This is a genomic window from Falsibacillus albus (genome assembly GCF_003668575.1).
In the GTDB taxonomy this organism is placed as follows: Bacteria; Bacillota; Bacilli; order Bacillales; family DSM-25281; genus Falsibacillus; species Falsibacillus albus.
The window spans coordinates 405109-418855 of record NZ_RCVZ01000003.1 but is presented as its reverse complement, the minus strand read 5'-3'; the positions used below and the strand labels follow the sequence as shown (position 1 = coordinate 418855).

The following is a 13747-nucleotide window of genomic DNA, read 5'->3' as shown; positions in this document are numbered from 1 at the left end:
AATCATGTCTCAATGATAGTTGATGAGCCTTATAACCATAATAACGAAATAAATTGAGTCTCAAAACGAAGACTATTTCTCTAAGCGAATCAACTTTTGAAACTCTCAGATCAAATGTGTAGGCTATTTGAAAGCTTATTGTTGTTTTTGGTTGTTTAAGGCTGTTGATTAAAACGAAAGCCTTAGATCCCGGCGGGAAAAGGGAGTAGGGGACCCTGCAAAAATTAGATTAACAAGATTAATCCAGAAGAGGTCATACTTTGGGCCTCTTTTTTATGGTATCTATTAAACCTATGCACCAAAATCCATATTATGGTAGGATGATAGGAGAATGAATTCATAGGGGGTACATGATGAAAAAAGCTGTATTTACAGTCATTGCGTTTCTTCTCGTGGTAAGTACATACCTACCTTCAGCTGTTTCTGCCAAAACGGCTTTAGGAGAAGAATTGCAGGCTGTCATTGACATGGGAATTATGCAAGGGAATGAGAACGGGGACTATATGCCAAAGAAGAATGTAACAAGGGGAGAGTTTGCGACCTTTATCTCCCGGGCTTTAAAACTTCCTGCGGGTACAGGTTCCTTTAAGGACGTGGCAAGTGGATCGAAGCTCGCTCCAGGAATTTATGCGGCAAGCAAAGCCGGGATCGTAACGGGGTATACAGATGGAAGGTTCGGTCCGAACGATACGATCAGCCGAGAGCAAATGGCTGTCATGATCGGTCGGGCGCTTAACTATAAAAACGTTGAACAGACTACCGAGCCAATTTCATTTTCTGACAGTAGCCAACTCCCATCATCCGTTAAAAAAGCTGTGATGGTCAATGTTCACTATAAAATCATCAATGGAATTCCGAACAGTGATGGGACATTCCGCTTTGAACCCAAAAGCAATGCGACACGGGAACAGGCAGCGGCAGTCATTTATCGCATGCTTAACGCTGTTTCTGGCCAATATCAGCTAGCCACAGTACAAAATGGTGAACTTAAATTGACAGGCAAATCGTATAAAACATTTACGGATGCGAAAATTGCAATGAATGATGCTTCTGACGTGATGCTGGTCAATGGCCAAGTCTTTAAGGTGACCTCTGGTATTGCCGTGCCGACCGGAATGGCCATTGTTTATAGCGAGGATATGAAATCGCAGATCACATACGTCACAGACCAGGCTGAACTTAAATACGTGGATGCAGATGAAAATAAGGTGAAAATTGAAATTGCAGGGAAAACGGGCTATGTAAAGCATGATTCAGTTAAGCTGGTTCCTTCACAGATGAAGAAGGACGAATCTTATTATGAAGTAAGCGGCGGGCAGCTGTATCATCACTTTTACAAACCGCTGAGCGGAGCAAAAGATACAGCGATTGTCGGGAAGGCACCAAGCTTCATGGCGTCTGGTGCCAAATATTATAGCCAAGATGGATACACCTACATGGACGCCTCAGGCACAGTAGCAGGAAAAGGCTATCAGTATTTTGATGTATTGCCATTGAGGACGGCAACGAATTACACAGCTGAAGAACTCAATCAATATGTTTCCCAAGTCAAACCGGACAGCCCATTAGCCAATCTTGGCGAGGAATTTAAGAAAGCGGAACAAAAATACAGGGTGAATGCTCTTTTCATGCTTTCCCATGCAATCATCGAAAGTGACTATGGAACAAGCAGGATCGCAGTGGATAAACATAATATCTTTGGCATCGGTGCCCATGATGAAAATCCATATGAGCATGCTTCTTATTATGATTCTTTCGAAGATTGCATCGATCAATATGCCTCCATGATCAACGCTGATTACATCAACCCAACCAGTACGTATGCTTTGGGAGCGATATTGGGCAATAAGGCAAGGGGGCTTAATGTCCAATATTCGGGGGATGTTTATTGGGGAGAAAAAATTGCCGGTGTCATGTACAGTATCGATGCAGCATTAGGCAAAAAAGATTTTGGTCAATACCAAGTGGCGGAATCCGTCACAGATTTTATCAATGTAAGAAAATCGCCAAATACAGAATTGGCTGCCCAGTTCACCTATCATTATAGAGGGGCGCCGTTCGTCATTTTAGATGAAATCCAAGAAAGTGACGGCATTTGGTACAAAACGTTATCCGATTCAATCGATTATACGACTGCCTATATTCGAAGCGATAATACAAAACTATTGCCGATCATTAAATGACACTCGTCTTTAAAACTGACCTGAAAGTCCAGGTCGGTTTTTTTATTCTCCTGAAATTGTCAAAATATTACCTACTAAAATACTATATAGAAATCGAGATAAAATTTGGTAGAATAGTAGGTGGAGACGACAGGAATTTACAGGAGGATTCGACATGAAAAAACCATTTTTATTAATTATGGCAGCGCTGCTTGTCATAATGGGCGGTTTTCAAGGCAAGTCGGCTTATGCCGCTTCCGATGATATTACTGGCATTACGCTTGAAAAAGAGATGCGTGATATGATCGCCCAAGGCGTCATTCAAGGTTACAGTGAAGGTGTTTATAAACCAAAGAATGATGTGACAAGGGGAGAGTTTGCTACTTTTATATCCCGAGCACTTAAGCTTCCGGATGCCAATTCATTGACGAACTTCCCGGATGTTGCACCAGATTCCAAGCTTGCCGCAGGAATCAATAGTGCTGCAGCGGCTGGGCTTATAACAGGATATGGGGACAAGACATTCAGGCCTAATGATAAAATTACGCGTGAACAGATGGCGAACATGATTGCAGGTGCGATGGACTATTTAGCGCTTGATCAAACACCGGCAGCATTAAACTTCGCCGATTTAAATGAGTTCCCTTCATCCATTTCCAGGGCTTCCGTTATGGTATGTGTGGGGAGTGAAATCATCAACGGTATTCAGAATTCTGATGGTTCGTTCAGCTTCCAGCCTAAGAAATATGCACAGCGCGACCAGGCAGCCGCGATGCTATCCAGGATGTTGAATGTTGCGAAACAGCAGGAGGAAGAAGAACAGCCGCCAACTGATACATACAGCTTTAAAATCGCAACGATTGATAACGGTGAATTAAAATACAGCAGCAGGACATATGCAAGCATGGATTCTGCAGCTTCAGCAATTACATCACCAAACACTCAAGTGGTAACTCAGGGTACAGGTGAAAATAATATTGTCAAAATGAAGTCGGGGATTGCTGTGGCGAAGGCGACAACCGACAGTGCCACGACCATCCTTTATGATGAAAACTTGAGCAAACAATTGACGTATGTCGTTCCTCAAACCGAAATGAAATATTTGGATGCGGACGGAGAAAAAGTAAAAGTGCAGGTTGCGGATACTATCGGTTATGTGAAACAGACGGCTGTTACTTTGATTCCAGATGCAATGAAAAAAGGACAGTCGTATTACACAGCCGAAAATGGCAGCCTGGTGCATCATATTTATACACCGAGCGCTGACAAATACGTTTCCTATATTTTCGGTAAAGCTCCTGCATTCATGACACCGGGAGTGAATTATTACAGCTGGGACGGTCATATTTTCCTGAATGCCAATGGGACGAAGGCCGGTGAAGCGTATCAATACTTTAACTACCTTCCAATACGTACGACGACCACGTATACAGCGGACCAGTTGAATCAATATGTAGACTCTGTAAAAGCAGACAGTCCGTTGAAAACACAAGGGGCTGCCTTTAAAAAAGCAGAAGAAATGTATCACATCAATGCGCTGTTTTTACTAGCGAATGCCATTCATGAAAGCAACTTCGGTTTGAGCAGCATTGCGCAGGATAAATTCAATCTGTTTGGCATCAGGGCATATGACGGCGATGCCTACAACAGTGCTCAAACATTTAAATCTTTTGAAGAGTGCATTCTCTATCAAGCTGAAAGACTATCAAGCAAATATGTCAATCCAAATGGCGGCTATGATAACGGAGCCGTTTCCGGAAATAAATCAGTTGGACTGAATGTGAAATACGCATCCGATCCATACTGGGGTCAAAAGATTGCTGGATACATGTATCGAGCAGATAATTATCTAAAGAATCAGGACCCTAAATACAAACTTGGCTTGACCAATACTGGCGGTCTGAATGTTCGACAACAGCCGAATACATCCTTGCCGGCAGAATTCACGTATGCTAAATCAGGTGCGCCAGTCGTCATGATGGAAGAATCCAAGCAGTCCGATGGCACTTGGATCAAAACGATTTCTGATTTGAAGGATTACACCGATGCATACATTTATGGAGAATTTGTCGACGAAATTCCAGTAGCAAAATAACAAAATAAGCATGGCCCCCAGGTGACAGGCGCCTGGGGGCCATGCTTATTTTTAGGCTGCGTTTTTTTTCTTTTTCAAGATGCCGAGGAGGCGGTTGAAGCCTTCGCGGTAGATGATGCGAAGGGAGACGGTATAAAGGATCACTCCGATCGGCACCAAAATCAGCAGCTGGAATAGGGAGTACATTCCGCCGATCGGTGTCAGTACCTTTAGGAAATAGAGCGGCACAGCCATGATCAGCGTCGGGATCATGACACGGATGATCAACGACCATAAACGGTTTGATTCACCTTTGTCAAAGTCTTTATAAACGACGATGGCTGATACGACCAGGAAGTAAACCGATACGATGGAGCTTCCGAGTGCAAGTCCGGGGTAGCCCAATCGATGGAATAATAGATAATCCAAGATTACGTTCAATATGATGGTCGTCAAGCTGATGCGCAGGACAACCGCCGTTTTTCCCCTGGCATACATCGACTTGGACACGATGAACTGCAGCCCCTGGGTCACAATCAATGGCAGATAGTTGAGCAGGGCGACGTACGTATTGTTCGTATCGGATGCCGTGAAGTGTCCATGCTGATAAATGAATGCAATCGCTGAATCTCCGACAATCCACAACCCGGCTGCGATCGGAGCCAATGTGACGAAGGATATTTCCATTCCCATGAAAAATGTATCCTGGAACTTCTTTTTATGCTCGATTTGCTCTGATAATAAGGTGAAAATGATGGCGGCAATCGTTGTCGCATAAATCGCGTTCGGAATGCTGACAATCAATGATGCATTGTTTAAATACGTAACGGCCCCTCCGATGCTGCTCGAGGAGAAGATTTTATCCACAAACATGTTTACTTGGCCGACAACAGAATTCAATAGGGCCGGGATGATCAACACGATGAATGATTTACGGAAATCTTTATCGATTGAAAGGGTCGGTTTCCACACATAATCGGTCTTGAGCAAATAATAGAATTGGACCACGACCCCCAAAAACGTACCGAGGATAAACCCGTAAGCCAAACTGTAAATTCCCCATACATTCGAAAATAGCAAAGCGAAGATGGCGGCCATGAAGGTGGCCATCAGCTTGGAAATCTGCGATGGAACAAAGCTTCTCTTGGCTTGGAGATATGAATCCAAGATGCCGGTAATCGCAATCAACGTCAAGAAAATAAAGAAAATTCTTGTCGTTTTGACTGCGACAGCTTCTGTAGTCGGATGCATATGTCCATAGATGAACGGGACAAAATAGGGGACGAAGAGTGCACCCACTAAAGAAACAGTCAAGAATAGCAGCGCGGTGAAGTTCAAGATCCCGTTGGCATTCTGTTCCGCGCGATCGGGATTTGCAAGTAGATTTTTCTTGTACAGCGGCAAAAAGACATTATTAAAGCCAATTTGTATCATGGCAACGACCAAAGTAATGAAAGTAAAGGCCAATAAATATCCATCCGTATAGTGGGTTGCGCCGAACTGCTTCGTCATGATGCTTTCGCGCAAGAAACCGGAAAGCTTCAAGACTAGGGCGAGCAAGGTAATCCAAATGGCCGTTTTCTTTAAGCTCGACATAAGTAAGCACCTTCTTAAGTATGGCTCTGTTGGATATTAATGATCGGAGAAAGAAGGGCTTTCCGATCAAGATAAACCTTCCAGAGCCGAAAATATAGGCTCTTTTCTAAAAGCTTATTGTTTTTAACTGTTAGAATAACTCATCATATGATGTTGGTTGGAGCGGAAGGTAAGAGTATCCAGCAGCAGAAATCAACCTAACGAAATCTTTGATGAATAGCAACAAACTTTACGAAAAGAGCCAAAAGTTTAAAAATAAAACGAAAGCAAGGCATATGCCTTACTTCAGTTTTAATTTATTTTAATGCACTTTTATAAATGGATTCATATTTTTGTGCAGCGGCAATGTGCGAATATTCTTCTTCGATCTTCGTGCGGGCACGATCTGCGAAGCGTTCACCCTTGGCCGGATCGTCAAGAAGCTCAATGACGGCTTCCGCCAATTCCTCTACATTCTTTTCTTCCACCAGCAGACCATCTTCTTCATGGTTGACGATTTCCTTCAGCCCACCGACGGCACATGCAACCAACGGCGAGCCTGAGCCCATTGCTTCAAGAGCCGAAATCGATGTCGCTTCCTCGACCCCTGCAGAATGGACGCTTGGCACCAACACAATATCGGACAGTGCGTAATATTCTTTGATTTGGTCGTGAGGGATCGCACCAAGCAATGTCACGTTTTTCTGCAGCTTGTTTTCTTCCACGATTCTTTTAATTTCATTCATCGCTTCTCCGCTGCCGGCATAAATCAAATGCGCATTCGGATGCTTTTCAAGAATCCTCGACATAGCCATGGCCGGATAGATGACGCCGTTCTTTTTTGTCAATCGTCTAGGGACAAATAATACTTCGTCGTCCTGAGAGACTTGATGCTTTTGGCGGAATTCCGCTTTTTTATCTTTATCAGGCTTGAAGTTATGGATGTCGATGAAGTTCCGGATTGCGGTTGCTTCGATCCCGGATTCATCTTTCACATAATCCTTCAGGCGTTGGTCGACGGTGATGATCTTACGTGCACCTTTATAAGCCTTCCGTTCAATTTCCTTCATATAATTGGCTTCCTGGCTTCCTTCATCCATGGAGCCTTTGCTGATCGATTCAAATGTCATATAGCCATGTACGGTAGCGACGGTCGGGATTCCTGTTTCAATAGCGGCAAGTGCCGTGAAAGGATCCTGGGCGTTGATGATATCGTACTGTTTATGACGGTTCTTTTCGATCAAGGCTTTCAACATTTTTTTACGCACATTATGTGACCAGACGATTCCCTTTCCTTTTTTCACTTTATTCAAAAGGAAGCTGGGGCCCTGTGCATAAACTTTTCGAAGTGTTGGAGGCACATTTGAAAATGAAAGGACATCCACTTCATGGCCCAATGATTCAAGCCCTGCTTTTAAGGTTGTTACGTGCGTCGACAAACCGCCGGCATGAGGGTAGTCATAGGCCGTTGCTATTAATACTTTCATAGGGTGAAACCTCCTATCGATTTTTCACAAAGTTTTCTTTTAAAAGCGTAATATTTCGCAATGCTTCCTGACGCATATTTTCTGAATTGCCCTTAACCAACTGAGACATTTCACTATGATTGTCCAATAGATGGACAGCATTCTTTTTCAATTCCTCGACGTCGATTTCTTCGAGGACTGCGGAATAATCCCACATCCCGCTGCGCTTCAGCAGGCTTTCTACCTTTTTATCATAGCTCAACCCGATATGAGGCACGCCCATTAAAGTAGAAAAGATTAATGCATGCAGCCTCATGCCAATCGTCAAATTGCAATTTCCGATAAAGTTCAAGTATTGGTTTGGCGTATAGTCTGTCCCAAGCATCAGGCAGCGATCCGCATGCTTCATATGTTTCATTACCCGTTCGCTGGCATTTTTATCATGATGGCCTTCCATCGGAACAAAAACAGGGGTCACATTTTTTTCTTCAATAATATAGTCCAGAATTTGTCCCACCTGCTCGAACTGTTTCACCTGGTCGAACCAAGGACGCACTGACACAGCGACGAGTTTCTCATCCCCTTTTAATGGAAGAGATTTGAAGCAAGAGTCGTCCGGCTTTGGTTTAAAGGCAAAGACAATATCGGATGTAACCACGGTTTCCGGTTTATTGACGCCTAGTTTATGGACCAAATCCTTGGAATATTGGTCGCGGACGGTAATGAAGTCAGCCATATTGGCCATTTTCATCAAAATCTTGCCCCAAGTGGAAGTGACGGGGCCGATCCCTTGGGAAAAGAACATGACCTTTGTCCCGCAAAGCTTTGCCAATAAAACAATGAGCAAATAATAAGGAAGGGGACCGAATAAAAACTTGGTTGGATAGGAATCCTGTAGGAGACCGCCGCCCCCGCTGATAAGCAGGTCAGCCTCTTTTAATGCCTTTATTTTCCCTTTATTATCATGTCTCCATGCTCGATACACGGATTTTACATTATGTTCCTTTGCCGTTTGCTCCGGTGATAGTGAGAAAACGGTAATTTCTGGATTATCAAATTCATCTCTTAAATTATCAATGATCGCCTCTAGGATGGCTTCATCGCCAGTATTTCCAAGACCATAGAAGCCTGAAATAACGAATTTCAAAGAAGTGTTCCTCCTTATAATAATTGTCGGAAATCCGACAAAAAATAAGGTGCAGACCAAAGTGCACCTGAAAATCAAACTTTATTTTATCACTACTAGCTATTACTAGCAATGTAGTAGATGCATCCTTTTTTATCATCTGCTATACTATGTAAGAAATTGTCGCAAAAAACTTAAAACCATTGAAGCGAGGTTCATATACGATGAAGAAAATTTGTGTCGTAGGCTTAGGCTATATTGGGCTGCCTACTTCTGCTATTTTTGCTAGAGCCGGCTATGAAGTAGTTGGTGTAGATGTTAATCAAAAAGTCATTGATTTATTAAATAAAGGTGAAATCCACATTGAAGAAGTCGGTCTTCCGGAGCTAGTGAAGGAAGTCGTTGAAAACGGAAAGCTTCGTGGGGCGACGTCTCCAGAGGATGCAGATGCTTTCATCATTGCCGTTCCAACACCGATTCATGATGATTATACAGCGAATGTCGACTACGTCGTGAATGCGACGAAAGCAATCCTTCCTTATTTGAAAAAAGGGAATGTGGTCATTGTCGAATCTACGATACCGCCGCGTACGATGGATGATGTCGTAGCACCGATCATTCAAGAACACGGTTTCGATCCATATACCGATGTTCACTTGGCTCACTGCCCTGAACGCGTCCTTCCAGGAAGGATCTTGATCGAATTGATTGAAAATACTCGCATCGTCGGCGGCATCTCTCCAGAAGCGTCGAAGCAAGCAGGGGATGTATACCGTGCTGTCGTCACAGGGGATGTCATCGAGACGGAAGCCGTCACTGCTGAAATGTCCAAGCTGATGGAAAATACATTCCGTGATGTCAATATCGCCCTTGCCAATGAGCTTGTGAAGATTTCTGCCAAGTTAGGCGTCAATGCACACAACGTGATCGAACTTGCGAATAAGCATCCACGCGTCAATATTCACCAGCCGGGACCTGGCGTAGGCGGACATTGCCTTGCGGTCGATCCGTATTTCATCGTTGAAAAAGCGGTGGAGGAATCTCCGCTTATCCAAACGTCACGAAAAATCAACAACTCGATGCCTCATTTTGTCATTGAGCAAGTGAATCGCTTGACATGCGAACTGGAAAATCCAAAAATCGCCGTGTTCGGATTGACGTACAAAGGAAACATTGATGATGTCCGCGAAAGTCCGGCATTGGATATCGCCAAAGATTTGGTGGACAACACACGCTATCATGTCAGCGTCTACGATCCTCATGTACGCGACGAACAAGTTTCCTTTAAGCTTGATACTTTCGAAGATGCGATCGATGGGGCACATTTGGTGCTTGTATTGGCTGACCATAACGAATTTAAAAACTTAAATGGGGATGCACTCGTCAAGCAAATGAAATCACCGGTCATTTTTGATACGAAAAATTGTGTGCCGGATCTTCAAGAGTTGCTGATCTACCGAATCGGAGATTTGACGAACTTGAAAGCAATCCAGGAGTAGGGATAACGATGGAAAAAGAACAGTACTTCGGGGTCAATGTGTCTCCGATGGATTACGAAGAAATCATAGCTGATTTGAAAAAACGAATTCAGGCACGCGAGAAATCCACGATCATTGCGGTCAACCCTGAGAAGGTCATGGCAGCGGAAAAAGATCCGGAGCTGATGAACTTGATCAACGGGGCAACGTATCAAATTCCGGATGGAGTGGGGATTCTCCTGGCTTCCAAGATGAAAAAAGGCAGCATTTCATCCCGGGTGACCGGCGTCGATATGATGGCACGCCTGTTGAAATTTGCTGCCGATGATAGTCTAAAAGTCTTTTTGTACGGTGCAAAGGAAGAGGTCGTCCAAAAAGCAGCGGAAAACATCCATGCATCCTATCCAGGGATTCAAATAGCCGGCATTCAAAATGGCTATGAAAAGGATGAACAGAAAGTCGTCAACAAAATCAATGAAGCCAAGGCAGACCTCTTGTTTGTCGCGATGGGAAGCCCTAGGCAGGAGCTGTGGATCCGAAAGCATATGGATGAGCTTCATCCCGTTGTCTATCAGGGAGTAGGGGGAAGCTTCGACGTATTTGCCGGCCATGTGAAAAGGGCACCTGCATTTTTCCGGAACTTGGGACTTGAGTGGTTTTATCGATTGATGAAGGAGCCGCAAAGATTCAAAAGACAGCTGGCCCTTCCGAAATTTTTATTAAGGGTGCTTCGTTCGAAATAAATCTAAAGCTGATCCATGCATGAAAGGAACGGTTCATGGATCAGCTTCATTCATGTTAAAGGTACGTTTCGTTAGGAGGGAATGGAATGAAAGTGGTTCATATGATAAGCGGCGGAGAAACGGGCGGTTCACGAAAGCACGTCGTCACCCTCTTATCAAAACTGCCGAAGGAACAAGTATGCTTGATCGTCTTTCAGGAAGGATCATTGGCGGAAGAAGCAAGACAAGCCGGCGTCAGGGTTGAGCTATTCAAGCAGAACTCCCGCTATGACTTGAGCATTCTAAGTCGCCTTGTTTCTTTCATCAATGAAGAAAAATTCGATATTCTCCATACGCATGGTCCACGGGCGAATCTTTTCGCCTCATGGATCAAAAAAAAGCTGAATGCTGTCTGGATGACGACCATCCACAGCGATCCGAAGCTTGATTTCATGAAGTCCGGACTAAAAGGATGGGTATTCACCAAACTGAACCTATCCGCCATCCGCAAAATCGATTACTTTTTCGCTGTGTCTCAGCGATTTAAGGACAACTTGATGGAATTCGGGATTCCTGATGAAAAAATTCAAACGGTTTATAATGGAATTGATTTTTCCGAGCCGCTGCCTGCTGCCCTAGATAAAAAGAAAGAACTGAATCTGCCGGAACAAGCCATGATTTTGACAATGACGGCCAGACTGCATCCTGTGAAAGGACACGAAATTGTATTCGACGCATTGAAGCGATTACATAATCCCAATATCCATTTATTGCTCGTCGGCGACGGACCTATCCGTGAAGAGTTAGAAGGGGAAATCCGTGACCTAAAACTTCAGGATCGTGTGACGCTGGCAGGATTCCGCAAAGATGTGAAGGAAATTTTCACAATTTCAGATCTCTCATTGCTGGCATCCTATAGTGAAAGCTTTCCGTTAGTGCTCTTAGAGGCTGCGAACGAACAGGTGCCTATCATTACGACGGATGTCGGCGGGGTTCATGAGTTGATCGACAGCGGGGATAAGGGCTGGATCGTCCCGGTCGGTGATGCTTCTGCATATGCCAAAGCCATCGATGCCGCATATAACGAATGGAATAGCGGCACTTTAACAGAAAAGGGAGAAAAGCTTCGGGATCATGCCGTTTCCCATTTTTCACTCGACCATTTGGCCGCACTTATCTGGAAAGTATATAAAGAAAAAATAAATTGAAAAAATTAGTTGTTGTTTTCGAAAAAGGTATCGTGTATGTTGTTAAATGTATATGGAAACCCAAAAAGGAGATTAACCAAACATGTCTCACAAGAATTCACTCACATATTATACAATTTTAATCATGTTGTTTGTTGTCCCGCTCATGTATTTCAAAACATACATCGGTCCCATCCCAGTGTCAGTCGAGGTCATCTCGATCCCGATCCTGGTGCTGATTTTCTTATGGGACTATATCAATGGAAGGCTCCAATTCAATACGCTGCCGATTAAATGGTTTGCGATTGCATTTGCCGCCTTTTTCATCATTGCCGTCATCTCAATGGTGAAAGCAGTTAGCTACGGTCCTGCTGTGATGGAGTTGGCCCGCTACTTGTCCTATGTATTTCTTTTCTTTATCGTTGCAAAAGTTGATTTTACGAAAAAACAGTACAAAAACTTTGCCATCTCTTTCTTGTTGGCAGCACTCATCGTTGGTTTGTTCGGTGTCCTTCAATACGTGTTCAACTACTCGCTGAATAAGGCAGGATTGTATGCATTGAAGGAAGCAAAGGGAAGGGTCGACTCGACGTTGATCAACCCGAACTACTATGCGTCCTATTTAAACATCGTCATCCCGACCTTATTTTTACTGGCGGTTGTTTACTTCAAAAATAAAACGGCTCAGCTGTTAATGTTCGCTTTCTATGGCATCTATGTCATCAACGTCATCTTGACGTATACCCGTTCTGCTTGGATGACAATGGCGTGTGGACTTGTCTTGATCATCATCATCATGCCGAAAACGTTCGTGAAGAAATTCTTCAAGCCTCATGTATTGATTGCGTTTGTCGTGCTGGCAGTCGTTGTCTACTTCCTTCCGGACGTGCAGTCACGGACAAATTCGGCCATTTACGCGATGGAAGAATTGGTATTCAAAAAGCATGCAACGCACCATAATGCCGGTGATGGCACAGATGTGGAAAACAACGACGAGCAGGAGCAGACACCTGAGGATGCGACAACGAATAAGGCCGTCGTCTCTCGTGTCACCCTGTGGAAAACGGGCTGGTACATGTTTAAGGACAACCCGGTATTGGGTGTCGGCATGGGGAACTACTATGTCCGTTATAAAGACTTCACGGAGAAATATCCGGAACTTGATATCGGTTATGATAAATATTCCGTCCACAATTCTTATTTAAAGGTAGCAGCTGAAACCGGGATCTTCGGTATTTTAGCTTTCTTGTTCATCTATATCGTGTACTATTTGAAGATTGCAGCTCTATATTTCAGACAGGACACGCTTGGAAAAGTGATTGCCGCAGGACTCTTTGTCGGCGGTGCGACATTCATGGTGCAGAATCTGTCCAATAACCTGATCTTCATCCCGCAGCTGAACGTGATCTTCTGGATCCTTGCAGCCGTCGGGGTCGGGTTCCTGCATAAAAATCAGGAGCAATTCTAAAAATAAAATAGTAAAGTAAGTAAAGGCTGTATCCAAACTCGATAGCTATCGGGGGTGGGTACAGCTTTTTTTGTTTAAAGAAAGGTTAGCCCTCCGACAGGATGCTCATTTTGCTAGGATAGTGGGTATAATCGCTCCGCTGACGGCTCTCGCTTGTCACGCTGATCCCATTTTCCACACTAAGCAACTTTCTCTTAAAACAATTATTTGAAATAAATAAGATGTGAAATTTACCAAAACCGCGAAATTTGTCGCAAGTTTTTTGAATTTTTTTATTAAAACACGAAACACTTTACTGGGACATTTCGTCTAAGTTATTGTCAGAAAATGTGGATTATCAACTGTTTTTCCAGTTGCATAGTAATTTGGTTGTAATGGGAAAATATTCAGTTATTCTTTAAAAATAGAAATAAATAGAGAAAATTGTAAAAAACAGTTGAAAAATCCAATCGTTTTGATAGAATAGATTACGAGTTTAATAATTCTATT

The 13747-nt window shown here is 43.6% G+C and carries 9 protein-coding genes; 6 read left to right on the top strand and 3 right to left on the bottom strand.

Going from position 1 to position 13747, the window contains the following annotated elements:
• Window positions 1-353 precede the first annotated feature (353 nt).
• Together D9X91_RS06955 and D9X91_RS06950 are read left to right on the top strand one after the other, a co-directional pair.
• A complete protein-coding gene (locus D9X91_RS06955; protein ID WP_158598253.1) occupies window positions 354-2183 on the top strand; it encodes an S-layer homology domain-containing protein in 1830 nt (609 codons plus the stop codon).
• Between the two features lie 154 nt (window positions 2184-2337).
• A complete protein-coding gene (locus tag D9X91_RS06950) occupies window positions 2338-4257 on the top strand; it encodes an S-layer homology domain-containing protein (protein WP_121679852.1) in 1920 nt (639 codons plus the stop codon).
• A gap of 51 nt (window positions 4258-4308) precedes the next feature.
• Here the strand turns inward: D9X91_RS06950 and murJ are convergent, their stop codons facing one another.
• The 3 genes from murJ to csaB all read right to left on the bottom strand — a co-directional run bounded on the left by murJ (window position 4309) and on the right by csaB (window position 8424).
• Window positions 4309-5832: a murein biosynthesis integral membrane protein MurJ gene (gene murJ / locus D9X91_RS06945; protein ID WP_121679851.1), complete on the bottom strand. Its 1524-nt coding sequence runs from the start codon at window positions 5830-5832 to the stop codon at window positions 4309-4311.
• Between the two features lie 296 nt (window positions 5833-6128).
• The gene (locus tag D9X91_RS06940; RefSeq protein WP_121679850.1) at window positions 6129-7298 is read right to left on the bottom strand and encodes a glycosyltransferase family 4 protein; all 1170 of its coding nucleotides are present in this window, start codon (window positions 7296-7298) and stop codon (window positions 6129-6131) included.
• A gap of 13 nt (window positions 7299-7311) precedes the next feature.
• Window positions 7312-8424, bottom strand: coding sequence for a polysaccharide pyruvyl transferase CsaB (gene csaB / locus D9X91_RS06935; protein WP_121679849.1), 1113 nt, complete (start codon window positions 8422-8424; stop codon window positions 7312-7314).
• Between the two features lie 203 nt (window positions 8425-8627).
• On the opposite strand from csaB, the gene D9X91_RS06930 reads away from it, so the two are divergent.
• The 4 genes from D9X91_RS06930 to D9X91_RS06915 all read left to right on the top strand — a co-directional run bounded on the left by D9X91_RS06930 (window position 8628) and on the right by D9X91_RS06915 (window position 13258).
• Window positions 8628-9902 (top strand): nucleotide sugar dehydrogenase, encoded by a 1275-nt coding sequence (locus tag D9X91_RS06930; RefSeq protein ID WP_121679848.1) that lies wholly within the window; start codon window positions 8628-8630, stop codon window positions 9900-9902.
• A gap of 8 nt (window positions 9903-9910) precedes the next feature.
• A complete protein-coding gene (locus tag D9X91_RS06925; RefSeq protein ID WP_121679847.1) occupies window positions 9911-10624 on the top strand; it encodes a WecB/TagA/CpsF family glycosyltransferase in 714 nt (237 codons plus the stop codon).
• Window positions 10625-10710: 86 nt separating this feature from the next.
• Window positions 10711-11811 carry a glycosyltransferase gene (locus D9X91_RS06920; RefSeq protein ID WP_121679846.1) on the top strand — a complete coding sequence of 367 codons (1101 nt, stop codon included), beginning with the start codon at window positions 10711-10713 and terminating at the stop codon, window positions 11809-11811.
• A gap of 82 nt (window positions 11812-11893) precedes the next feature.
• Entirely contained in the window at window positions 11894-13258 is a 1365-nt protein-coding gene (locus tag D9X91_RS06915; protein WP_121679845.1) for an O-antigen ligase family protein, read from the top strand.
• Window positions 13259-13747 lie beyond the last annotated feature (489 nt).